The organism is Psychromonas sp. KJ10-10, assembly GCF_047323245.1.
GTDB lineage: Bacteria > Pseudomonadota > Gammaproteobacteria > Enterobacterales > Psychromonadaceae > Psychromonas.
Map to the genome: position 1 here is coordinate 925,434 of NZ_CP178826.1, position 24,516 is coordinate 949,949.

The 24,516-nt window shown below is 38.0% G+C and carries 20 protein-coding genes and 8 pseudogenes; 15 read left to right on the forward strand and 13 right to left on the reverse strand.

Annotated elements, in window-relative coordinates; all coding sequences use genetic code 11:
• The first annotated feature begins 133 nt into the window (after positions 1–133).
• The 8 genes and pseudogenes from ACLKMH_RS05315 (at position 134) to tuf (ending at position 6,180) form a co-directional block, all read left to right on the forward strand.
• Positions 134–521: pseudogene (locus ACLKMH_RS05315) on the forward strand (RidA family protein).
• 29 nt (positions 522–550) lie between these two features.
• Positions 551–955, forward strand: a complete 405-nt coding sequence (gene tusD / locus ACLKMH_RS05320; protein ID WP_413701146.1) for a sulfurtransferase complex subunit TusD — start codon at positions 551–553, stop codon at positions 953–955.
• A complete protein-coding gene (gene tusC / locus ACLKMH_RS05325; protein ID WP_413701147.1) occupies positions 956–1,312 on the forward strand; it encodes a sulfurtransferase complex subunit TusC in 357 nt (118 codons plus the stop codon).
• A complete protein-coding gene (tusB, locus tag ACLKMH_RS05330) occupies positions 1,313–1,606 on the forward strand; it encodes a sulfurtransferase complex subunit TusB (RefSeq protein ID WP_413701148.1) in 294 nt (97 codons plus the stop codon).
• A gap of 213 nt (positions 1,607–1,819) precedes the next feature.
• A pseudogene (gene rpsL, locus ACLKMH_RS05335) lies at positions 1,820–2,195 on the forward strand (30S ribosomal protein S12).
• 83 nt (positions 2,196–2,278) lie between these two features.
• On the forward strand, positions 2,279–2,749 hold the full coding sequence (gene rpsG / locus ACLKMH_RS05340) for a 30S ribosomal protein S7 (protein ID WP_413701149.1): 471 nt from the start codon (positions 2,279–2,281) through the stop codon (positions 2,747–2,749).
• A 70-nt stretch (positions 2,750–2,819) separates the two neighbouring features.
• A pseudogene (gene fusA, locus ACLKMH_RS05345) lies at positions 2,820–4,918 on the forward strand (elongation factor G).
• A gap of 74 nt (positions 4,919–4,992) precedes the next feature.
• Positions 4,993–6,180, forward strand: coding sequence for an elongation factor Tu (gene tuf, locus ACLKMH_RS05350; RefSeq protein WP_413701150.1), 1,188 nt, complete (start codon positions 4,993–4,995; stop codon positions 6,178–6,180).
• Positions 6,181–6,849: 669 nt separating this feature from the next.
• On the opposite strand, the gene ACLKMH_RS05355 is transcribed toward tuf, so the two are convergent.
• Complete coding sequence (locus tag ACLKMH_RS05355) at positions 6,850–7,098, reverse strand: c-type cytochrome (protein WP_413702264.1); 249 nt, start codon at positions 7,096–7,098, stop codon at positions 6,850–6,852.
• A gap of 257 nt (positions 7,099–7,355) precedes the next feature.
• On the opposite strand from ACLKMH_RS05355, the gene ACLKMH_RS05360 reads away from it, so the two are divergent.
• Positions 7,356–7,586, forward strand: a complete 231-nt coding sequence (locus ACLKMH_RS05360) for a YheU family protein (protein ID WP_413701151.1) — start codon at positions 7,356–7,358, stop codon at positions 7,584–7,586.
• A gap of 266 nt (positions 7,587–7,852) precedes the next feature.
• Positions 7,853–8,491 (forward strand): cAMP-activated global transcriptional regulator CRP, encoded by a 639-nt coding sequence (gene crp / locus ACLKMH_RS05365; protein ID WP_413701152.1) that lies wholly within the window; start codon positions 7,853–7,855, stop codon positions 8,489–8,491.
• A 179-nt stretch (positions 8,492–8,670) separates the two neighbouring features.
• Here the strand turns inward: crp and recA are convergent.
• A pseudogene (gene recA, locus ACLKMH_RS05370) lies at positions 8,671–9,716 on the reverse strand (recombinase RecA).
• A 170-nt stretch (positions 9,717–9,886) separates the two neighbouring features.
• On the reverse strand, positions 9,887–10,375 hold the full coding sequence (locus ACLKMH_RS05375) for a CinA family protein (protein WP_413701153.1): 489 nt from the start codon (positions 10,373–10,375) through the stop codon (positions 9,887–9,889).
• A gap of 255 nt (positions 10,376–10,630) precedes the next feature.
• Here ACLKMH_RS05375 and mutS point away from each other — a divergent pair.
• Positions 10,631–13,202: pseudogene (gene mutS / locus ACLKMH_RS05380) on the forward strand (DNA mismatch repair protein MutS).
• 42 nt (positions 13,203–13,244) lie between these two features.
• Here mutS and ACLKMH_RS05385 read toward each other — a convergent pair.
• Positions 13,245–13,817, reverse strand: coding sequence for a nucleoside triphosphate pyrophosphohydrolase family protein (locus ACLKMH_RS05385; RefSeq protein ID WP_413701154.1), 573 nt, complete (start codon positions 13,815–13,817; stop codon positions 13,245–13,247).
• A gap of 162 nt (positions 13,818–13,979) precedes the next feature.
• Here ACLKMH_RS05385 and ACLKMH_RS05390 point away from each other — a divergent pair, with 162 nt between their 5' ends.
• Together ACLKMH_RS05390 and ACLKMH_RS05395 are read left to right on the forward strand one after the other, a co-directional pair.
• The gene (locus ACLKMH_RS05390) at positions 13,980–15,488 is read left to right on the forward strand and encodes a hypothetical protein (protein ID WP_413701155.1); all 1,509 of its coding nucleotides are present in this window, start codon (positions 13,980–13,982) and stop codon (positions 15,486–15,488) included.
• Positions 15,475–15,711, forward strand: a complete 237-nt coding sequence (locus ACLKMH_RS05395; RefSeq protein ID WP_413701156.1) for a hypothetical protein — start codon at positions 15,475–15,477, stop codon at positions 15,709–15,711. The genes ACLKMH_RS05390 and ACLKMH_RS05395 overlap by 14 nt, the downstream gene beginning before the upstream one ends.
• A gap of 16 nt (positions 15,712–15,727) precedes the next feature.
• On the opposite strand, the pseudogene ACLKMH_RS05400 reads toward ACLKMH_RS05395, so the two are convergent.
• Positions 15,728–16,573, reverse strand: a pseudogene (locus tag ACLKMH_RS05400) (23S rRNA (adenine(2030)-N(6))-methyltransferase RlmJ).
• 180 nt (positions 16,574–16,753) lie between these two features.
• On the opposite strand from ACLKMH_RS05400, the pseudogene ACLKMH_RS05405 reads away from it, so the two are divergent.
• Positions 16,754–18,114: pseudogene (locus tag ACLKMH_RS05405) on the forward strand (MFS transporter).
• 13 nt (positions 18,115–18,127) lie between these two features.
• A complete protein-coding gene (locus tag ACLKMH_RS05410; RefSeq protein WP_413701157.1) occupies positions 18,128–18,754 on the forward strand; it encodes a single-stranded DNA-binding protein in 627 nt (208 codons plus the stop codon).
• Between the two features lie 287 nt (positions 18,755–19,041).
• On the opposite strand, the gene ACLKMH_RS05415 is transcribed toward ACLKMH_RS05410, so the two are convergent.
• The 8 genes and pseudogenes from ACLKMH_RS05415 to ACLKMH_RS05450 form a co-directional block, all read right to left on the reverse strand.
• Positions 19,042–19,923 (reverse strand): nickel/cobalt transporter, encoded by an 882-nt coding sequence (locus ACLKMH_RS05415; protein ID WP_413701158.1) that lies wholly within the window; start codon positions 19,921–19,923, stop codon positions 19,042–19,044.
• 13 nt (positions 19,924–19,936) lie between these two features.
• Positions 19,937–20,572, reverse strand: a pseudogene (locus ACLKMH_RS05420) (DUF1007 family protein).
• A 119-nt stretch (positions 20,573–20,691) separates the two neighbouring features.
• A complete protein-coding gene (locus ACLKMH_RS05425; protein ID WP_413701159.1) occupies positions 20,692–21,906 on the reverse strand; it encodes a metal ABC transporter solute-binding protein, Zn/Mn family in 1,215 nt (404 codons plus the stop codon).
• 28 nt (positions 21,907–21,934) lie between these two features.
• Positions 21,935–22,444 carry a metal ABC transporter permease gene (locus tag ACLKMH_RS05430; RefSeq protein ID WP_413701160.1) on the reverse strand — a complete coding sequence of 170 codons (510 nt, stop codon included), beginning with the start codon at positions 22,442–22,444 and terminating at the stop codon, positions 21,935–21,937.
• Positions 22,425–22,790 carry a metal ABC transporter permease gene (locus ACLKMH_RS05435; protein ID WP_413701161.1) on the reverse strand — a complete coding sequence of 122 codons (366 nt, stop codon included), beginning with the start codon at positions 22,788–22,790 and terminating at the stop codon, positions 22,425–22,427. Before ACLKMH_RS05435 ends, ACLKMH_RS05430 begins: the two co-directional genes overlap by 20 nt.
• Positions 22,790–23,134, reverse strand: coding sequence for a hypothetical protein (locus tag ACLKMH_RS05440; protein ID WP_413701162.1), 345 nt, complete (start codon positions 23,132–23,134; stop codon positions 22,790–22,792). Before ACLKMH_RS05440 ends, ACLKMH_RS05435 begins: the two co-directional genes overlap by 1 nt.
• Positions 23,121–23,606, reverse strand: a complete 486-nt coding sequence (locus ACLKMH_RS05445; RefSeq protein ID WP_413701163.1) for a metal ABC transporter ATP-binding protein — start codon at positions 23,604–23,606, stop codon at positions 23,121–23,123. The genes ACLKMH_RS05440 and ACLKMH_RS05445 overlap by 14 nt, the downstream gene beginning before the upstream one ends.
• A gap of 347 nt (positions 23,607–23,953) precedes the next feature.
• Positions 23,954–24,262: a Fur family transcriptional regulator gene (locus tag ACLKMH_RS05450; protein ID WP_413702265.1), complete on the reverse strand. Its 309-nt coding sequence runs from the start codon at positions 24,260–24,262 to the stop codon at positions 23,954–23,956.
• Positions 24,263–24,516 lie beyond the last annotated feature (254 nt).

Consider the following 24,516-nt stretch of genomic DNA (forward strand, 5'->3'; position numbering starts at 1 on the left):
GCTTTCTAGCTTTCCAGCTTTCTAGCTTTCTAGCTTTCCAGCATTTAAGCCTTTTATCTCGCCCCTATTGTTTTTCCTCGTTTTCTACTTCAATATAGTGCAACAAAATTTAATTAATTAGGGTTTAAACACAATGACTACAAAAACAATCATTTCAACAGAAAATGCACCAGCGAGCAATTGGCCCATACTCACAGGCAAATCAAATTGGTAACCTACTATATACTTCTGGTCAAATTCCACTTGATCCAGAAACGATGGAAGTAGTTGAAGGTGGTATTACAGAGCAAACTGAACAAGTGATGAAAAACCTGATTGCTGTTTTGGAAGAAGCGAAGGCATCTGCTTCAACAGTTGTGAAAACAACCTGTTTTATTAAAGATATGAATGACTTTGTTGCTTTTAATGCAGTTTATGGAAAATATTTTCCTGAAAATGCACCTGCACGCTCATGTGTAGAGGTTGCGCGCCTACCTAAAGACGTATTAGTTGAAGTTGAAGCAATCGCTGTTGTTGCTTAAACCTGTAACAGACCAATAAGAAAGTAAAAATGCCTAAGATTCCAAAAAAATTTGCAGTGATCGTTTCCGGTGCACCCTATGGAACACAGGGGGCGAGTAGTGCTTATCAATTTTGCGCTAATGCTGTAAAAGCAGGACATGAAATCGTTGGAGTCTTTTTTTATCAAGAAGGGGTGTTAAATGCCTCTATGCTTGTTAGCCCTGCTAGTGATGAAATTAATTTAACTGAACTTTGGGTCGCATTAGCTACGCAATATCAGTTTCCCTTAGAAGTATGTGTCTCTGCCGCTTTGCGTCGGGGCATCGTTAATGAAGAAGAAGCACAACAGTTATCGCTACATCAATTTAATTTAAAAGCACCTTTTTTATTAAGTGGTTTAGGTCAATTAGCTGAATTGAGTGCAAAATCCGACCGTTTGGTACAATTTAAATGAGTGAAAAAAATAGGCATTATTAATAAATGTGCGCCACATGGTAATGCACAGGGGCGAGAATCTCTTGATTTAACGCTTGCGATGTCAGCTTTTAATGAATCATTGTCAGTGTTTTTTATCGATGATGGCGTGTACCAGTTAGTTGCTAACCATATTACTGATGGCTCTTTACAGAAGCATTACCAACCTCTTTTTAAAATGCTTGATTTGTATGATGTAGAAAATATTTATGTCTGTGAACAGTCATTATTGCAACGAGGAATTCAAAAAGAAGCACTACTCATTGAAGCAACAGTTATAAACAATGCTCAATTTAAAAAATTCCTTTCTCTTCAAGATCAGTTATTAAGCTTTTAAATGTCTATATTACATACCTTAAATACATCGCCCTTCCAAACACTTGCTTTACAGCAATGTTTATCTCTATTAAATGATGCAGATACACTGCTTTTGTTAGAGGATGGTGTCATAGCATCACAGGCAAAACATAGTTTATTTAACGAGTTAAATAAACTGGCTGACCAAGGTCGATTAAAAGTTCTTACCTCAGACCTCATTGCACGTGGTATTGATAATCTAATTGGTGATAAATGTAGTTATAATGATTTTGTTACTCTGGTTGCAGAGCATAAAAGTCAAATGGCTTGGTAAAAAAAGCTATAAGGCTATAAGGCTATAAGCTTGAAGGTCATTTCCGCTTTCTAGCCTTCCAGCATTCTGGCTTTAAAGCGTCTCTCCTTTCTTTTTTCTGTGATCACAATCCTAATTGCTTAATTATTGACTCCTATTTATAAGCAGCGTAAACTCTTGCGACCCTAAATTATAGGGTTTGATTTTTCACACACAACTAGGAGCTATTTAATAATGGCAACAATTTCACAATTGGTACGCAAACCGCGTAAGGACAAAGTTCAAAAAACTAATGTTCCTGCGTTAGAAGCGTGTCCACAAAAACGTGGTGTATGTACTCGTGTATATACTACTACACCAAAAAAACCTAACTCAGCGATGCGTAAAGTTGCTCGTGTTCGTCTTACTAACGGTTTCGAAGTTACTTCGTACATCGGTGGTGAAGGCCATAACTTGCAAGAGCATAGTGTAATCTTGATCCGTGGCGGTCGTGTAAAAGATTTACCGGGTGGTTCGTTACCACACAGTTCGTGGTGCACTTGATACTTCAGGTGTTGCGGATCGTCGTAAAGGTCGTTCTAAATACGGTACTAAGAGACCTAAGTCTTAAGTTCTTCCGTAAGTAAGGCCAAACAAACACTATTTTAATTTAATATGTTTTGGGTAAAATCCTGAAGCGCACGGAGATATAAGATGCCAAGAAGACGCGTCATAGCTACTCGTAAAGTACTTCCAGATCCTAAGTTCGGATCGGAAATTCTTGCAAAATTCGTTAACGTTGTAATGGTTGACGGTAAAAAATCTATTTCAGAAAAAATCGTATACGGTGCTCTAGAAGCGACTTCTCAAAAAACTGAGAAAGCGACATTAGACCTTTTTGAAGTAGCTCTAGAAAACATCCGCCCAAGCGTAGAGGTTAAATCTCGTCGCGTTGGTGGTTCAACATACCAAGTTCCTGTAGAAGTTCGCCCTTCTCGTCGTAATGCGTTAGCAATGCGTTGGTTAGTTGAAGCTTCTCGTAAGCGTGGTGAAAAATCAATGGCATTACGTCTAGCTGGTGAGCTAGTAGATGCGACAGATAATAAAGGTTCAGCGGTTAAGAAACGTGAAGACGTTCACCGCATGGCAGATGCTAACAAAGCATTCGCTCATTACCGTTGGTAGGATCTTAACGCAAGCTTTTGCTTGTGTTTTTGCTTTAAAAATTAATTATTAGTATTTAAAGGATATCAGTTTGGCACGGATTACAGCTATTGAGCAATACCGAAATATCGGGATCGTTGCTCATGTCGATGCAGGAAAAACAACAACGACTGAACGTATTTTGTTCTACACTGGATTATCTCACAAAATGGGTGAGGTACATGACGGTGCGAGCAACAATGGACTGGATGGAGCAGGAGCAAGAGCGTGGTATCACTATCACATCCGGCGCGACGACAACATTCTGGTCTGGTATGGAAGGTCAGTTTGAAAAGCATCATATCAACATTATTGATACACCTGGACATGTAGACTTCACTATTGAAGTTGAGCGTTCATTGCGTGTGCTTGATGGTGCTGTGGTTGTATTTTGTGGCTCATCAGGTGTAGAGCCTCAATCAGAAACTGTTTGGCGTCAAGCAAACAAATATCACGTTCCGCGTATTGTATTTGTAAACAAGATGGATAGAACAGGCGCTGATTTTGAAGCTGTTGTTGAGCAAATTCGCGACCGTTTAGGCGCAGTTTGTGTACCGATTCATTTAAATGTCGGTGCAGAGGAAGAGTTTAGTGGTGTAATTGACCTCATTAAGATGAAGTTAATTAACTGGAATGATGCCGATCAAGGTATGACGTTTGAATATCACGATATTCCAGCGGACTTATTAGAACGTGCACAGGAGCTACACGAAGAACTTCTCGACGCAGCGGCTGATGCCAACGATGAACTGATGGAAAAATACCTTGAAGAAGGTGAACTTTCTGTCGAAGAAATCAAGCAAGGTTTACGTCAACGTACGTTAAATAATGAAATTGTATTAGCTACTTGCGGTAGTGCCTTTAAAAATAAAGGCGTTCAAGCAGTACTTGATGCAGTGATTGATTTCTTGCCGTCTCCTACGGAAGTTGTTCGCTATTACAGGCATCGACGAACGTGAGAATGACATTGAGTGTCCAGCTGATGATAACGCACCTTTTGCGGCGCTTGCATTTAAAATTGCAACTGACCCATTTGTGGGGACGTTAACGTTTATGCGTGTTTATTCAGGTGTAGTAAATTCAGGTGATCATGTTTATAACTCAGTAAAACAGAAACGTGAGCGTTTTGGCCGTATCGTACAGATGCACGCCAATGACCGAAATGAAATCAAAGAGGTTCGAGCGGGCGATATCGCGATCGCTATCGGTCTTAAAGATGTCACGACGGGTGATACGTTATGTCATGTTGATAATAAAGTGATCCTTGAACGCATGGACTTTCCTGAGCCAGTTATACAAATTGCGGTTGAGCCTAGAACAAAAGCTGACCAAGATAAGTTGACTATAGCACTTGAAAAGTTAGCGACAGAAGACCCTTCATTCCGTGTTGAAACAAATGAAGAAACTGGGCAAATATTACTCTCTGGTATGGGTGAACTTCACCTAGACATTATCGTAGATAGATTACGACGTGAGTTTAGTGTTAACTGTAACGTGGGTAAACCACAGGTAGCATACCGCGAAACCATCCGTCAAACGGCTGAAATCGAAGGTAAATTTATTCGTCAAGGCGAAGGGCCGAGCCAATATGGCCACGTCATTTTAAAACTTGAACCGCTTAAGGCTGGTGCTGGTTTTGAATTTGCTAATGAAATTAGTAAGGGTGATATTATTCCAAAAGAATACTTCCCTGCTATTAGCAAAGGCTGTGAAGAACAAATGAACCAAGGTGTGTTAGCGGGTTATCCAATGCTTGATATTCGAGCAACGCTGATTGGTGGTTCATTCCACGAAACAGATTCGCAAGAAATGTCTTTTAAAGTTGCGGCAATGTTAGGGTTCAGAGATGGCGCATTGAAAGCTGATGCAACAATACTTGAACCAATGATGAAAGTTGAAATTACCACGCCAGAAGACTGGATGGGTGATGTTGTAGGCGACCTTAATCGTCGTCGCGGTATGGTAGAAGGCATGGGGGATGGCCCTGGTGGCGTTAAGATTATCCATGCTAAAGCACCGCTTGCTGAAATGTTTGGTTATGCAACCGCATTACGCTCTGCAACGCAAGGCCGTGCATCGTATTCTATGGAATTTTTAGAATATGCTGATACTCCTAAAAAAATAGCTAACGCAATTATTGAAGCTAAATAAAAAATAAACTAAACTATCGCTTCTCCATGTGATCGCACGTGGATAGGTATTAACTGAATAAGAAGGTACACACTGTGTCTAAAGAAAAATTTGAACGTAATAAACCGCATGTAAACGTTGGTACAATTGGCCACGTCGATCACGGTAAAACAACTCTAACTGCGGCTATCACTAACGTACTTGCTAAAGTAAACGGCGGTATTGCTAAAGATTTCGCATCTATCGATAATGCTCCTGAAGAACGTGAACGTGGTATCACAATCTCTACTTCTCACGTTGAGTACGATACAGAAACTCGTCACTACGCACACGTAGACTGCCCAGGACATGCCGATTACGTTAAAAACATGATCACTGGTGCTCTGCACAAATGGATGGTGGTATTCTTGTTGTTGCTCGCAACAGACGGCCCTATGCCACAAACTCGTGAGCATATCCTACTTTCTCGTCAAGTTGGTGTTCCACATTTAGTTGTTTTCATGAACAAATGTGACATGGTTGATGATGAAGAGCTACTAGAATTAGTAGAAATGGAAGTTCGTGAACTTCTTTCTGAATATGATTTCCCAGGTGATGACTTACCAGTAATTCAAGGTTCTGCTCTTAAAGCACTTGAAGGTGAAGCTGAATGGGAAGAAAAAATCATTGAACTAGCACAAGCTCTTGATGATTACATCCCGCTTCCAGAGCGTGATATCGACAAACCATTCATCCTACCAATTGAAGATGTATTCTCAATTTCAGGTCGTGGTACTGTTGTAACTGGTCGTGTTGAACGTGGTATCATTAAAGTTGGTGAAGAAGTTGAAATCATCGGCCTTAAACCAACTACTAAAACTACTTGTACTGGTGTTGAAATGTTCCGTAAACTGCTTGACGAAGGTCGTGCAGGTGAAAACGTTGGTGTTCTTTTACGTGGTACTAAACGTGAAGAAATCGAACGTGGTCAAGTACTAGCTAAGCCTGGTTCAATCACTCCACATACTAAATTTGAAGGTGAAGTGTACATCCTAAGCAAAGATGAGGGTGGTCGTCACACTCCTTTCTTCAAAGGTTACCGTCCACAGTTCTACTTCCGTACAACTGACATCACTGGTGCTGTAGAGCTTCCAGAAGGTGTTGAAATGGTAATGCCTGGTGATAACCTTAAATTCGTTGTTGACCTAATTGGTCCAATCGCAATGGATGAAGGTCTACGTTTCGCTATCCGTGAAGGTGGCCGTACTGTAGGTGCTGGTGTTGTATCTAAAATCATCGAGTAATAATTACTCTTAGATTTTAAGCAATACAAAAAAGAGAGCTTAAGCTCTCTTTTTTTATGCCTGAAGAAAAACTATGAAGGTGGCGCTATACGGTAAAGAATGTAGGTGCTAGATTCTAAAGTCATCGAGTAATAATTACTCTTAGATTTTAAGCAATACAAAAAAGAGAGCTTAAGCTCTCTTTTTTTATGCCTGAAGAAAAACTATGAAGGTGGCGCTATCACAATATTGGGTAGGTGCTGGAGTTGTATCTAAAATCATCGAATAATCGATAATTTTAAAGAACAATATTAGAAGAGCGCTTAGGCGCTCTTTTTTTATGCCTGTAGAAAAGTTACAAGCGACGAGTCTGAAGCTTCGAGTTTGCACCTTAGGTTTTGTAATTGCGAACTGAGAGAACAGTTGGAGTAGATATTGCTATTTGATGCTAAATGCTCGTCACTCGCGACTACATCGCTTCTTTAAGAATTTCGAGTCTGTAGCTTAGATACTGTAATTGTAAGCTTAAAGCTCAAATTAAAGCTTATGGGGGGTATAGCGTTAGGTATTGCTGTTCGAAGCTAAAAGCTCGTTACTGGATAATTTCTTTAAAAAGTATTGAGCTAGTAGCTTAACCAATGCCACTTATTTTATAAATGGCATGATTGAGGGAATTAGTTCGTGCTGTATTTATTTAAGTGAAGCGTAAAAAGTCGCTAAATCTTCCATATCAACATCAGATAAATTCATTGCTTGAGGAACCATAATGGCAGACATACCACCTTTTCTTTGACCTGCTTTATAAGCCTTTAATGACCCAACTAAATAAGATTCCTTTTGCCCGTTTAAATTTGGATAAATAGGGGCAACCGAAACGCCATTTGCGCCATGGCAAGTCTGCGCACACTGCTGATTTTGCTTTACCTGCGCCGATATCACCTGCAAATACAAAACTTGGTAATGCTAAAATAACAGATGCGATAATCAGTTTTTTCATAAAAATTCCTTTCAACAGTGTATTAAACTAATGTTTTAATTGTAGCTGATAATTTCTAAAAAACCTTGATATGAGTTAAATAAGGTTGGCTAAGTACTTTATAGAGCATACTTAAAACAGTTATTTTTATGCTTTATTTGTTATGTAATATTCCTTTAATTAGCTGATATAATAATTAATTTAACCGGTCTTATACTCTATGCTTATCCCATATCAATCTATTGATAATGAAACACTTTATAATTTAGTTGAATCTTTCATTTTACGTGAAGGTACAGATTATGGAGAAGTAGAGTTTTCACTTAAAGATAAATGCAAAAAAGTCTTATCGCAGATAAAATCTGGTGAGGTTCTGATCCTTTATTCAGAGTTATCAGAAAGCATTACTCTTATTACTAAACAACAGTTTAATATGCAAATGAATGAATAGTTGGGTGTTATTTAGTTAATTTATATGGTAGTTTTTACTTAAATAGAATAGATTTAGATTAAAATAATCTTTTTGCTTAAAAAATGTTGTTACTTTTTGACAAAGGTCTAATTTACAAAAGAACATTGAGTCATTAATGTTAACGAGTACACGTAAAAAGAGATACAATTACTATTATTAATGACAGCACTGTCATTTAGCTCCTGTTGAATTAATAACAACGAGAGATAGCCTTTTAGCTATTCAATACAGATTAAGGAAGTTCAATGATCATCACTAAACCACAGACGGATCCAACATTAGAATGGTTTTTATCGCATTGTCATACTCATAAATATCCAGCGAAAAGCATGTTAATTCATGCCGGTGAAAAAGCAGATACTCTATATTTCATCGTAAAAGGTTCAGTTGCTGTTGTTATCAAAGATGAAGATGGTAAAGAAATGATTCTATCTTATTTGAATCAAGGTGATTTCTTAGGTGAATTAGGTCTATTTGATAAAGCAGAAGATCCTATTCGTAGTGCTTCTGTGAAAGCAAAAACTCCCTGTGAAGTAGCTGAAATTTCTTACAAGAAATTCCAACAATTAATTACAGTAAACCCTGAAATTTTGATGCGTCTTTCTAATCAAATGGCAAATCGTCTACAGATAACAAGTCAAAAAGTAGGTAACTTGGCCTTTTTAGATGTAACAGGTCGTATTGCGAATACTTTATTGGATCTTGCTAAACAACCTGATGCAATGACTCATCCAGATGGTATGCAGATAAAAATTACCCGTCAAGAAATTGGTCAAATTGTAGGTTGTTCTCGTGAAACAGTAGGACGTATTCTAAAAATGTTAGAAGAGCAGGGATTAATTTCTGCACACGGTAAAACTATTGTTGTATTTGGTACTCGTTAATTAATCATTAGCCTTTATTGTACGATAGAAAACGTTAAAACCGCACTTGTTGCGGTTTTTGCATTTATGGAGCACTGCTAGTTTTTCTGTAAGAAGTGTTATAGCTTTGATCAACAATATTCAGGTATAAAAAAGGCGTGATATTTCACGCCTTTTTTTAATTCTTTAGCTCAGAATTATTATTCTAGCTCTTCAGTAACAGCCGCTTCTTTAGTCGCTTCTTCTGGTTTCGCAAGCAGTATTTGACGGAGTTTTGTATCTAACTCTGTCGCCTGCTCAGGGTTCTCAGAGAAGTATTTGCAGGCATTACTCTTACCTTGGCCAATTTTTTCACCATTATATGAGTACCAAGAACCCGCCTTTTCAACTAGTTCATTTTTGACACCAAGGTCAATCATTTCACCAAATTGATTAATTCCTTCACCGTATAAAATTTGGAATTCAGCTTGTTTAAAGGGTGGAGATACTTTGTTTTTAACCACTTTAACACGAGTTTCATTACCAACAATTTCATCGCCATTTTTGACAGCGCCAATACGACGGATATCTAAACGTACAGAAGCGTAGAATTTAAGTGCATTACCGCCTGTTGTTGTTTCTGGGTTACCAAACATAACACCAATTTTCATACGAATTTGGTTAATGAAGATACACATAGTATTGGTTTGTTTAATATTACCCGTCAACTTACGTAATGCCTGTGACATTAAACGCGCCTGTAAGCCCATGTGTGAGTCACCCATGTCACCTTCGATTTCTGCCTTAGGTGTTAGTCTTTCGCAACAGAGTCGACGATAACCACACCAACTGCACCTGAGCGTACTAACATGTCACAAATCTCTAATGCTTGTTCACCAGTATCTGGTTGAGAGATAAGCAAATCATCAATATTTACACCTAGTTTTTTAGCGTAAACAGGATCCAGTGCGTGTTCTGCATCGATAAAGGCACAGGTTTTGCCTTGTTTTTGTGCTTGTGCAATCACTTGTAGTGTTAGTGTTGTTTTACCTGAACTTTCAGGACCATAGATTTCAACAACACGTCCGTAGGGCAAACCGCCTATGCCAAGTGCAACGTCTAGACCTAATGAGCCAGTAGATACTGAGTCAATCTCCATTGTTGCGGAGCCATCACCCAAACGCATAATTGAGCCTTTACCAAATTGTTTTTCAATTTGGCCAAGTGCTATTGCTAATGCTTTATCTTTATTTTTATCCTGACTCATATTATCTCCAGATAATTAGTTATTCAATTTAACTGTGTATGCAAACAGTATACTGCTGATTTATACAGTATCAAGTTATATTTATAAAATTATTTTGTATTTACTCAGGGCGTCGCTATTTAAGCCTACTTCCGCGTTGAAAAATGCTCATTTTAATGGTGGCAGAGTAATTACACTATTTCAATGAGGCCTATTAACGCTAAGCGGATTGCTTGTGAGCGTACTTCTTGTCGATTACCAACAAAATTATAGGTTTGTGTTTTACTATTACCGCGTGCGTTATACCAAGAAAAACAGACTGTACCAACCGGTTTCTCATCACTTCCACCATCTGGTCCGGCAATGCCACTGATAGCTACGCTGATATCGGCTTCAGAGTATTTGACGGCATGAGCGACCATTTGTTCGACAACTTGTTCGGAAACGGCACCATATTTGTCAATGAGGTATTTATCAACGGATAACATCTGCATTTTTGCATCATTACTATAGGTAACAAAACTGCGGTCAAACCATAAAGAACTACCAGGCACTTCGGTGATTGCATATGCAACCCCACCTCCAGTGCAGGATTCTGCTGTTGAACTCACTAAACCGGCTTCGGTTAGCTTTTCACCTAACAAATAAGTTAATTCTTGTCGTGTTTTTTCGCTAAACATAGGTGCCTCCAACATGTTCAAGGTTAGGAATTAATTTTATACCCGTTCCTATTGAAGATGCAAAACTAGTCGCAAATTTTTGTTAAAATCTTGGGCTTAGTAGGTTGATGAGCTAAATCAACTAGGTATTATGCTGTGGCAGTAGACATAAAGTTGCAGTGTCGTTATTCTTCAGGGCGATTTCGATAAAGATCTTATTAGCAAACTAGGTCTAGTTAATGAGTTAGATATGCATTTAGGGAACTTAAGTAAAATATGAAAGTAACAGCAGAACAATTAAAACAACATACACCCATGATGCAACAGTATCTCACCATTAAAAATGAAATCCCTGATACTCTTATGCTTTATCGTATGGGCGATTTTTATGAGTTATTTTTTGAAGATGCTCGTAAAGCGTCACAGTTATTAGGCATTTCCTTGACTCAACGAGGAAAAACCGGTGGCAATGCAATTCCGATGGCCGGCGTGCCTTATCATAGCATTGAAGGTTATTTAGCGAAGCTAATTTCATTGGGTGAGTCGGTTGCTATTGTTGAGCAAATTGGTGACCCTGCGACGAGCAAAGGCCCTGTCGAACGAAAAATTGTACGTATTATTACCCCTGGTACGATAACAGATGAAGCGTTGTTAGATGACAGGCAAGATAATTTACTCTGTGCTGTTTATGAGTTTCAGGATAGTTTTGGTATTGCATCTCTGGATATCGGTAGTGGTCGTTTTATTATTAATCAATTTAAACATAGTGAGACTCTACAAGCGGAGTTACAGCGTTTAAATCCTGCTGAATTGTTATATCCAGATAATTTTGAACATGTTGAATTAATTGAACATTTAAAAACCATTCGTCGTCGTCCTGAATGGGAATTTGAATTAGGTACGGCACGTAATACCCTTAATCAGCAGTTTGGTACCAAAGATCTGATTGGTTTTGGCGTAGAGCAAGCTGAGGTCGCATTGTGTCTTGCGGGTGCATTATTACAATATATTAAAGATACTCAACGTACTAGCCTGCCACATTTGCAATCAATTAAGTTAGAACAAAATATCGATACGGTTATTCTCGATGCTTAGCGACACGTAAAAATCTAGAATTAACACAAAACCTCTCTGGTGGTTTTGATAACACATTAGCTGAAATTTTAGATGTTACCGTCACTCCAATGGGAAGCCGTTTATTAAAGCGTTGGATTCATCAACCTATTCGTAATGTTAATATTCTTAATTATCGTCAAACCATGATTCAAACCTTAATAGATTTGGATCTTAATGCGCCATTAGCTGAGCCATTAAAGCAAATCGGTGATATTGAACGTGTCATTGCTCGTCTCGCATTGCGCTCTGCAAGACCGCGTGATTTAACACGCTTGCGTACTGCTTTTTCATTGTTACCTGAGTTACAACATTTAATTGCCGAGTTACCTAATGAATTAGTAAGCAATCTTAGTAAAGAAATGGGTAATTACCCTGAACTATTAACCTTATTGGAAACGGCTGTTATTGATAACCCTCCTGTTATTATCCGTGATGGAGGGGTGATAAAAGAAGGCTACAATCAAGAGTTAGACCAATGGCGAAACTTAGCGAAAGGTGCGACGGATTACCTGGAAAAGCTGGAGCTACGCGAGCGAGAAGCCACTGGTATCATGACTCTGAAAGTAGGTTATAACCGTGTGCATGGTTATTACATCGAAACTAGTCGCAGTGCTTTGCTGGGCAAGTACCAGAGCATTATGTGCGCCGACAAACACTGAAAAATACTGAACGTTATATTATTGCAGAGCTTAAGGAACATGAAGATAAAGTGCTTGCTAGCCAAGGCAAAGCATTAGCACTAGAGAAAAAGCTTTATGAAGAATTGATCGATAAACTGCTACCTTATTTACAAAAGTTACAATATACAGCACAAGCGTTGGCGGAATTAGATGTGCTTAATACATTAGCAGAGCGAGCATTAACACTTAATTATGTTCGCCCTGTTTTACAAAGTGAACGTGGCATTGTCATCGAAGAAGGGCGACACCCTGTTGTTGAACAGGTAAATAAAACGCCATTTATTGCTAATCCTGTTGCCTTAAATGATCAGCGACGCATGCTCATAATTACAGGTCCTAATATGGGTGGTAAATCCACTTATATGCGTCAAGTTGCTTTAATGGTGTTAATGGCGCATATCGGTAGTTTTATCCCTGCTAGTAGTGCAAAAATAGGTCCTGTAGATAGAATATTCACGCGTATTGGTGCTTCCGATGATTTAGCAAGTGGCCGTTCAACCTTTATGGTTGAAATGACTGAGACAGCGAATATTCTGCATAATGCCACTCAAAATAGTTTAGTACTAATGGATGAAATAGGACGTGGTACTAGTACTTTTGATGGTTTGTCGTTAGCCTGGGCATGTGCAGAAGAGTTGGCTAAAAGTATTCAAGCGTATACCTTGTTTGCAACTCATTACTTTGAGTTAACCTCATTACCTGAAACAATTCCTGAATTAGTTAATGTGCACTTAAATGCCGTTGAACATGGTGAAACAATTGCCTTTTTGCATGCAGTACAAGAGGGCGCGGCTAATAAAAGTTATGGTTTGCAAGTTGCTTCTTTAGCGGGGGTGCCAAGTCGAGTTGTAAAAAATGCAAAACACAAATTACATCAACTTGAATTGAATGCTAACAATACAGTAACAGCAGAAGTGAAAGAGGTTGAACCTCTGGAAGTTGAGAAAGAAGTCAATCCTACCCTGCAATTATTAGCAGAAATAGACCCAGATGAGCTAACACCTAAACAGGCATTAGCTTTACTTTACCAATTAAAAGAGGTTCATGCCTAAAAGCACAAAGAAAAGCTATCAGGAAGTTTAATGGTAGCTTTTCTAAATAAGCGGAGCGAGATCAGCGGGTCGGTAATAAACGGACTTTAATACTTTACCCTGACGAACTATCTTACCTTGCATTTGCACATCTTTAGCGCATTTAGCGATAATAAAATCACCTTTAATGCTATCGGTTAGCTCTACACCTTGTTTGGCATAGAAAGCTTGTGTTTCTTGATATTCAGATTGATTACGGCAGACTTTACTCATATTGCTTGAATGTACTTCATCCCAACAAGGTATAAAATTAATGTCACGTTGTTTAGCGACGTTTAAGAACAAATCAATTAAGTAACTGATTGCGAGATTATCTGATACCTTATTATTACCAAGGTGAACTAAACGTCCCATTAGGACATAAATACTATCAACAATCGCATCTGCTTGTTCAATTTTAGAATCAGCCTCTGCAAGCTCTGTTAGCTCCTCAATAATCAAAGAAGTATGTAAAAGGTCAGCTTTTTCATCTAAAGATTGAGGTTGGTTGCAAGGTAAATCAAAGGTTTCACGGAACTGCTGGATGTCGTTATAAAGATGGTCAAAAATAGTTTGAGTAAGTTGTGAAAGTTGCATGAAAAAACCTTTAAAAAATAAATAAGAAGGCGTAACTTAGCAAAATTATTCAATGCTCGCTAGTTTGCGGATCTCGGCTTGATTTTAAATGCGCTAAAATCAACAGGACCAATAATCAGAAGGCTGATATAAAAATAGATCTGCACAACAACAGGGGGATATTTGCGTAACATTAAAATAAAACAGCAAGAAAAATTAGCGATAAAACTTACTCATCAAATTAAGCAGGGTAAATTTCGACGTATTGACCTATATTTTGCATTGCCTAAAGAGATGGGGATTAACAAGACAACTTTACCAGAAACAGAATATTTTAACGCGACGATTAAAGGTCGACGAGCTTATTTTACCGAAGGTTTGCACTTGCCTTTATTACATACTCGTTTTGCCAGTCGAATGAAACGCTCAACTGATGAATATAAAAATAACCTTAACCTTTTTGCTTACCAATATATTATTGCACTCGATACCGATACTGATGAAACATTAGCGATTAGTGATAGCGAAAGTTTAAATGACTTTTATGTAGCGGCTAGTGAAGTTGCAGAGCAATGTGTCACTATTTTAAAAAAACATCGTTCACATGCACCAAGTGACTCAAAATTACTGGCGGTATTTGAAAATGTAGATAATTACCTTTCCTGGTATACCGAACAATCTATTTTACGAATGTTAGCTAAAAAGCCTCGCCAAACTGAGTTTTCTGAAGCACGCTTAGCCTTATTAGCGCTTTGTGAAGAAGAAAATAAATATCGTCAGGCAAAAGGTTATAACACGGGGTCAACGCTCAATGATGCTAATCGCATTTCAAATAAAATGCGTTTATTACGTCGTTTAATAGAGTATGGCGTGATTTTTAATAGTACAACCTACGAGTTAGGTAATATTACTCGTAAACTAGTTACCGGTGTTGCAACTGCACTTATCATGAGTGTCGTACTAATTTTGATTATTAAAACTCAGGGTGCTTTTAGCAACCTCAGTGCATTAATGATTTTTCTGCTTTCTGTTATTTATGGGGTACGTGAAGTATTTAAAGAAGATTTTAAAAATATGCTTTGGCGTTGGATCAGAAAAGGCAAACCTAAATGGTTACGTACCCTAACCGATTCCACCAGTAAAAATGAAATTGCGACCCAGAGAGTGTGGTTGGATTATATCAAAACTAAAATGTTACCGATGCAGGCGATAGATTTATTAGCACAGAGACATACTCAAAATAAACAAAGCGCCGAGTTTTTACATTATCGTATTGAAACAAAAGTTAATAATGTCGGCTTTCAAGCTGGTTATGATACTTTAGAGGAAACAATTTTTTTCAGTTTACGTCCCTTTGCTCGTTATTTAGAACGCGGAACAGGTATTGTTTATGAGCAAAACCCTCCCGAAAAAAATAGAGAAAAAATACAAAGTACCAGTATTGAGCGTCGCTATCAGATTAATCTTGTAGTGGCGATCAACCAAGGTAGATACACAGAGGAATTTGAACGATATAAAATAACACTCAATCGCAATGGAATTGTCGAGATAGAAAAATCAGGGGAAGCGCCTATAATAGATCCAGAGAATTATAAGCGTTATTCAAAATTAAAGACGTTATTAAACTTTAAAAAATTACAGTTTAGAAAAACTATAGAAGAGACCTACGATAATGGTAATGACGACCAATAAAAATAAACAGAGTAAAAAAGCAACCTATGCCTTTTCCTTTAAACGTTATTTTATCAGTCTCCTTTATTTATTATTGTTAACGGTAAGTATTTACGTGTTTGTTGATGATATTTCCCAACAAACACTGCTACAACTATTTTTCTTTATGGCGATGGGGACTTTAGTTTTACAATCCGTGATTGGATTGATTGCGAATCGCCATAAACGTAAATCTAAAAAATAATATTTCCTACGCTTTGTTATTCTGCAACTAAGGTTTCTATGCGGTAGAAACCTTTATCTTCCTTAGCTAGATGTTTAGCTAAATAAGGCAATGATGCCTGCATATCATTTTTCAGTGTCCAAGGTGGATTAATAACAATCATACCACTTGAGGTCATGCCTTTTTCTCCTGAATCAGCCTCAATGCCTAATTCAAATAACTGAATGTTTTTAATGCCTGAGTCGATTAAAGCACGTTCCATTTGTTTGATGGTAATACGGTTAACAACCGGGTACCAAAGCGCATAAGTGCCAGTTGCAAAGCGTTTTACGGCCTCTGTTAATGTTTCTACCACTTGATGATATTCTGTTTTTATTTCGTAGGACGGATCAATTAATACATAACCGCGTCAGCTCTTTAGGTGGCATGTTAGCCACTAACCCTTTTAATCCATCGCTTTTAAACATCTTAATTTGTCGGTCACCTGAAAAATTTTCACGCATATTGGTGAATTCGTTAGGGTGCAATTCAAAGAGAAACATACGATCCTCTTCACGTAACATTTGTCGTGCGATACTCGGTGAGCCTGGGTAATAAGCTAATTGGCTTTGTGCATTAAACTCGACTACTTGCGCCATATAGTCTGCAACAGGAGAGGGTAGGTCCTTACGCTCCCATAAACGCATAATGCCATTATTAAACTCTTGAGTTTTTAATGCTTGCTCAGAGCTGAGCGAATAAGCACCGCATGACCAGAGTGAGTATCTAAGTAACAAAAAGGTTTATCTTTTTTAAGCATGTGCTTCAAAATAGCAACGGAAACCGTATGTTTTAAAACATCGGCAAAATTACCGGCATGAAAAGAGTGGCGATAGCTAAGCATAGAATGGCCCTAAAGGAGAATAATCAAAAGTAAACGCAGTATAATGAATTTTTAGCTCGAGTGGTAAATAACCTGAAAAGGATTATTGTGCTGTGACATCCTATTTGACAAAGATAATTGAGGTAAGATGGGGTTATGCTATCATCATCGCCCAAAATATTTTGCTGACCTGGAACACTTATGCAAGTTGACGCCTTAAATCCACTGGAAAAACGTACCGCAATTTCATTATCTTTAGTATTTGCCCTGCGTATGTTAGGTCTGTTTATGATCATGCCAGTGTTTGCTATTTATGGGCAAAATCTTGTGGGTTATTCTCCGATGTGGGTTGGTCTTGCAATTGGTGCCTATGGGTTAACGCAAGCGATACTACAAATCCCTGCAGGGATGCTCTCTGATAAATTTGGGCGTCGTCCAATTATCTATATCGGTTTAGTTATTTTTGCACTTGGAAGTATTGTTGCGGCTTACTCTGAAAGTGTTTATGGCGTCACCTTAGGGCGAGCTTTACAGGGCGCAGGTGCAATCGCAAGTGCAGTGTTAGCCCTCGCTTCAGATGTCACCCGTGAAGCACAAAGGCCGAAAGCAATGGGCATGATTGGTGTCAGTATTGGGCTTGCATTTACTGTTTCTATGGTTGCTGGGCCTATACTTGCGCACGCTAATTGGCTTAAAAGGTCTGTTTTTAATGACAGCTACTGGCGCATTACTCGGTATTGCCATTGTGCACTTTATGGTTCCGCATATTGTCAGTAAAGCACCCAAAGGAGAGACAGTTGCTATTCCTGCATTATTAACAGGTTTGATCAAAGATCCGCAATTATTAAGATTGAATTTAGGTATCTTTATTTTACATATGGCATTAACTGCTGTGTTTATTGCGCTTCCACTACAATTACAATCTATGCATTTGTCTCCAGAGGTACACTGGCACATTTATTTACCTGCTTTATTATTATCTTTTGTGATGATTATTCCGATGCTAATTATTCGTCGCTAAAAAAGAAAAATAGGCAGTTTTATCTTTTTGCTATCTTACTTATGGCTACTAGTTTAGTACTGATGTCTGTAACAGAAAATTCTCTAATATTAATGTTCATGTGTATTTTCTTATATTTTACTGCTTTTAATTTCTTAGAAGCTTCCTTGCCAGCATTTATTTCGATGCTTGCGCCTGCTGGTGCAAAGGGCAGTGCAATGGGGATCTATAGTACGTATCAGTTTTTAGGCGCATTTTTTGGTGGTATTGCAGGGGGTGTTTCCTATAAACTACTTGGTAATAGTGGCTTATTTTTATTTTTGGCAAGCCTAATGTTGATTTGGTTTTTATTTCCTGGGGATTACATAACCCAAGTAAAATACGCACGCATACATTAACAGCCAATATCAAAAATGAAGAGCATGCCACGCAACTAACCAATCAATTAATTGACCTTGATGGTGTATTAGAAGTTGTGATAATTATTGAAGAGCAGACTGTATATATTAAGGTGAATAATAAAATATTTTCCATCAATACAGCCCAACAAATTTTAGCTTAAGCGGAGAGAAAAGATGTTTAACCGTAGTGTAAACAAAGTAGTCTTAGTCGGAAATCTAGGTAAAGATCCTGAAATGCGTTACATGCCAAATGGTAATGCGGTAGCAAATTTTTCAATCGCCACCACTGAAAGCTGGAAAAATAAGCAAACAGGTGAATACGAAAATCAAACTGAATGGCATAACCTTACCGTGTTTGGTAAGTTTGGTGAAATGTGTGGCCAGTACCTTAAAAAAGGTGCAAAGGTTTATGTTGAAGGAAAAATTAGAACTGAAAAATGGCAGGATAAAACTTCTGGTCAAGATCGTTTCTCAACAAAAATCATTGTTTCAGAATTACAAATGATGGATGCGCGTAACGACATTCAAGGTGGACAACAGTACCAAAACCAGCCAGCTCCTGGTCCTCAAGGTGGTCAACCGTACCAAAACCCTCAACAAGATCAGCAACGTTCTTGGGAAATGCGCCACAGCAACCACAGCCTAGTGCTCCAAAACAAATGGCTCCTGCTTATCAACCAGCACCTCAGCCTGCTCTGCACAGCCAAAACCTCAGTCCGCGACCTCAAAAGCCAGCACAGTATAATGAGCCATCAATGGATTTTGATGATGATATTCCGTTCTAGACAAAGACAAAATTAAAAAACTAATAAACATACTTTAAACCCAGCATATTGCTGGGTTTTTTATTTTTACTTAATAGTCTTTTGGGTTACACAGTTCAGGAGTAATTTACTTAGTGATTATCAACTTAGCTAAGTTGATAATATTTAATCCATCACCTTGTATTTAAAACATCGGTGACATGCCACTACTTGGGGTATTAAATAATAATAACCCAAGCAATATTAATAAAACTCCGCCGAATAATTGTAATAGACTATTTCCTGTCGATATTTTGTGTTCATCATGGCCTAAATAACGACTGATTATTTTTTTCCTGAAAGAGTTAATAATGCGATGGTGGAAGTAGACATCGCAGTTCCTACTGCCATCAATAAAGCACTTAAAATACCAAGCCAATATATACCAATCATATTAGCAAATAGTAAGGCTAAAATTGCACCGGTACAGGGGCGAATTCCGATACTGATAATAATACCTGCATAGGCTTGCCAAGTTGTTGCTGAGTTTATTTTATCGGCATCGGGAAGGTGTTGATGACCGTCGACACTGGCTATGATCATGGCCATGCCCGTGGTTATGATCATGACTATGTCCATGCTCATGCTTGTGGCCATGATCATGGCTATCTCCGTGACTATGCTCCTGATGCATTTCATGCTTGGTGGATTGATATAGTTTTTTAGAGAGCGAAAAGAGAGCATTGCACCTAGCACTATTACCATTAAAAAACTTAATTTAATAAAATCATCTGCTGTCGCGTTCACTTGTTTCATCGAGTTATCAAAGATAAAAACAAGTGCTGAGACTAATAATATAGCCACTAATGCCTGCATTAAAGAGGATAAAATAGTTAATACTAAGCTGTGTTTTACTTTACTTGGATGCGTGGCAAGAAAAGTTGTCACGATCACCTTTCCATGGCCTGGGCCAATCGAGTGTAACGCGCCATATACAAAACTTAAACCAAGTAGAGGAGCTGTTGCAATTAGAGGGTTTTCTTTAGCTTCATAGAGTAAATTACTTAATTCTTCGTTGATAATACGTTGCCATTTAATACTTTCTACTAACATCATTGGCCAGAATAGCCAGATTGTATAAACAACGGCAAGAACTAAACTTAAAGCAATACTCGCTTTAATAATTTTTATAGAAGTTAGCTTTTTGTTTTCAATTGAATTTTGCATAGGTTGCTCTATTTTAACAATTCAAGTTAACCGTTTGATTAAATAATTGTCCCAATGAATTATCAGGCCTTGCATCGGTCGGAAGCGAAAATGCAAAATCCATTTGCTCGACTGTTGGGGTTGGTTCGATCAGTTCAATATTGCAATGTGTGTCAAATTTTTCAGCAAAAGAAATATCTAATTTATGTTTCCAAGACATGCCGACATAATAACTTGGTTCATAAATATGAAGTTTAAAGGCTGTATCTATCGCTCTTTGTGGTTCAGCTAAGGGTAAATAAAAAGATAATATGACCCTTCCTTTATCTTGACTTAGTTTTGCATTGGTTGCCTTTTGAGTGACTACCGTTTTGTCGCTGTTATAAAAAAGTAAAGTAATCGTTGCGCGAAAATATTATTTAAAATAGAGTCTGCAATATATTGAAAGGATTTTTCTTTCTGGTTCTGGCTCAAGATCATGACCATCTAACATATAAAGTGAGGTCATAGCATCGAAGGTCCATTGCATGTTAAAGCCTATAATTTCATTATCTTTGCCATCAATTTCTGTTTTTATTTCTATCCAGGAGTGTGGATGAGCGTTACTGATTTGTGGCATAAATAGCAAAATGAAAAAGCTATATTTTAAAAAGTGGAAAAATTTCTTCATAGATTGCGACCCTATACTTGAAAGCAAAACGCATTATTTATCTGAACCATTACTGACAACAAACTGTTAAGTTGGTTTCAATATATTTTGGTTTCAATGAATAATGCGTTGCTTATTAATTAACGGGTTAATGCTTTAACTATAGTCATCACGTTATGTTGCATCATCGTGATATAACTTGGTGCTGGTCCGTTTGCATCCGATAGTGCACCACTGAATAACTTCCCACCAATCTTAGCGTCTGTTTCTCTACTAATTTGCTCAATGATCCGATTGTCGGTGATGTTTTCCATAAACACGGCTGAAATGTCTTCTTTGCGGATCTGCGTGATAATAGTCGCTAAATCTGAAGCACTCGGCTCTGACTCTGTACTTGTTCCCTGTGGAGCAATAAATTTAATATTAAAATCACGAGACAGATATGCGAAAGCATCATGAGGAGTGATCACTTTACGTTTCGCTAATGGTATCGTTTTTATTTGTGCTTGTAGCTCTACTTCTAGTTGCTCAAGTTTCTGCAAATAGATGTTTGCATTATGTTTATATTCAGCACTGTTGCTTGGATCTACTTTACTTAGTCCTTTTTCGATATTGTGAATATAAATTTTTACATTATCAATACTATGCCATGCATGTGGATCGATAGGCCCATGATTATGTTCTGCATGTTCATCGTGCTCTTCGTGGTCATGTCCTTCATGCTCTTCATGGTCATGTCCTTCATGCTCTTCATGGTCATGTCCTTCATGCTCTTCATGGTCATGTCCTTCATGCTCTTCATGGTCATGTCCTTCATGCTCTTCGTGGTCATGTCCTTCATGCTCTTCGTGGTCATGTCCTTCATGCTCTTCGTGGTCATGTCCTTCGTGCTCTTCGTGGTCATGTCCTTCGTGCTCTTTGTGGTCATGTCCCTCGTGTTCTTCGTGGTCATGTCCTTCATGTCCTTCGTGTTCATCATGGTGCTCTTCGCTTTCATTTGCATCGATTACCTTTATGCCATTAGAAGCGATAACAGTGGTACCTGAAAAGTGTGCCGATTCAAGAAATCGTGGCATCCAGCCTTCAAAATCAAGCCCATTCATAACCAGTAACTTAGCATTTTTAACGGATAGGGCATCCTTCGGTGTTGGCGTGAAAACATGTGCATCAGTATTTTTCTTCACTAAGGTATTGATATCAATATGTTCGCCACCGACTTGAGACACTAAATCCCCTAGTATTGAAAAGCTAGTAACAACGGTCAGTTTATCCTCGGCAAATACAGTTGAAGAGATCCCAAGGGAGAGAGCAACTGACACAAGCAATTTTGTTTTTTTAAATATTGATGGAGACATTTATTATTCCTTTGATGTTAGGTTGAAGTTAGCGATGTGAACGTAACGCACCACGTCGGCCAAACAAAATAGATAAAATATAGATTAATCCCATAACAAGTATAATTGCAGGGCTAGTAGCAAAACTGGCATGGAAAGAAAGAAACAGACCTAAGTAACAGCTAATCACTGAGGTTAGAAAAGCAATCACAAACATAGTACCAAGTTTGTCTGTCCAAAAACGAGCAACGGCGACAGGTAGGATCATGAGCCCAACAGCCATTAATGTTCCTAGTGCATGAAAACCTGCGACCAGGTTTAAAACCACTAACAATAAGAATCCAAAATGTGCAACGGAACTTAATTTACTGATAGATCTGAAAAAAGTTGGGTCAACACACTCAATCACTAAGGGGCGATACAGTACTGCTAATGTAAATAATGTAATACTTGCGATGGCCGTGAGCAAAATAAGTGCATCATTATTAAGGGCTAATACCGAGCCAAATAACACATGTAATAAATCGATGTTACTACCTTTAGCAGAGATAATTAACACCCCTGAAGCTAAGGATAATAAGTAAAATGCTCGCTAAGCTAGAATCTTCTTCAGCATGAGAGTGACGCGCAACCATGCCAGCCAAAACAGCAACTATACAACCTGCCATAATACCACCAATTGTCATAGCGGTGATTGATATACCAGATATTAGAAAACCAACGGCGACTCCTGGCAATATTGCATGAGCCATCGCATCACCTGTTAAGCTCATTTTTCTTAAGGTAAGAAAAACACCAATTGGCGTTGCACTTAGGCTTAATACAATACAGCCCCACCAAGCGCGTTGCATAAATGAAAATTCGCTAAAAGGTTCAATAAACAAACTATAAAGTTCATTGCTCATTATTTACTTTCCTCATAATGTGTTGGATTTGAACAGTGGCTGTTAATTTCGGTTACATTGCTTGAAAGCGTATCAGGATCATCAATAATGGCTGTTAATTCAGAGGGTTTATGAGGCATATAAGCGAGATGTTGGTATCCAGCACTGGAGAGGTTTTCACCTGTCATCACAGAATGAGTCTCTCCACTACTGATTAATTTTTTGGCAAGTAAAATGGTATTGGGGAAAAAATGATTAACTAATGCTAAATCATGCACAACAGTGATAATAGTTTTGCCTTGCTTTTGACAATCATGGATCACTGCCATCAGGTCGACTGTGGTTTGTGCATCAATAGGCTGCAAAGGGTTCATCTAATAATAAGATATCCGCATCTTGTAATAACATACGAGCAAATAACATTCGTTGAAATTGTCCGCCAGAAAGTGCGCTAATTTGTCTTTTTTCAAAACCAGCTAGGTTGACCTTGGCTAAAGCCTGGGTCAATAGTTGTTTTTCAGCGCTACTGAATGCTCGCCAGAAACTGGTTCTTTGCCATGCACCAGCAGAGACAAATTCTCCGACTGTGATTGGAAAGGAATGGTCAATTTGATGACTTTGCGGTAAATAGGCAATGTTTTTGGTGCTGTATTTGCCTAGGTCGATATGGCCAATACTCGGAGTTATCTGCCCCATAATGGTTTTTAATAGGGTTGATTTTCCTGCTCCATTAGCGCCGACAATTGCTGTTAAACTGCCTTTTTGTATTTTTATCGATAAATTATCTAAGGCAAGCAACTCTTTATATGTGACACTTAAGTCAACAATATTAATCATCAGGTAATCCCTTATAATAATTTACTGAGTACAAACCATAGGCATAAAGTAATCACACTGGTCGTGACTAAGCGCATTTTGACACTTAACAGTAAAAGAGAGGTGATTGAGCTATTTTTTCTTTTTTGTTTTGTTGCTGAGTATTCATGCTTGATTCAATTCAACTAAATGATAAGAGTGATAGTAATTATTTAAAGTTACGTTATAACGTAACATTTGAAAGGGTCATAATAATGCTTTTTTACTTATATTTCTAGCGATTAGATTTTAATAACAATAGGTAAAATGAAATGGAGCGCGGGAGGTTTTTTACCTTAGTCACGCTCAAGTTTATCAATTGGTTGAGATCAGTCACTTTTATCTGTTAAACAATTTGGGCAAATACCCATAATTTCAATCATTTGTTGCTGAATTTTAAAGCCACTTTGTTGAGCTGATGAGTCGATAGCGTTGCTTATCTGTGATGAGTTAAGCTCAATAAAATCATTACAACGAGTGCAAATTAAAAATTGCCCTGTATGTTGACGGCCAGGCGTATCGCGACCAACAAAGGCATTTAGTGATTCAATTCGATGAATTAAACCCAGTTCTAACAGAAAATCTAATGCGCGATAAACCGTAGGCGGGGCGCGCGACCATCCTGTTGTAATCGAGATAAAACTTCGTAGGCTCGAATCGGTTTATGTTGTTGCCAAACTAGTTCAAACACGCGCTTTCTTAGGGCAGTAAAACGCTGTTTACGCTTTAGGCAAACCTGGTTCAGCCTCTGCTAGTGCGCTAACAATGCAGTGTTGGTGGTCATGTTCATTGCTAATAAATTGCATATTTTTATCTTATTTATAGAGTATTTTAATTAATCATCGCTCTGGATAATGCAAGTTAACTTAAATATCAATAACTTAAAAAACAT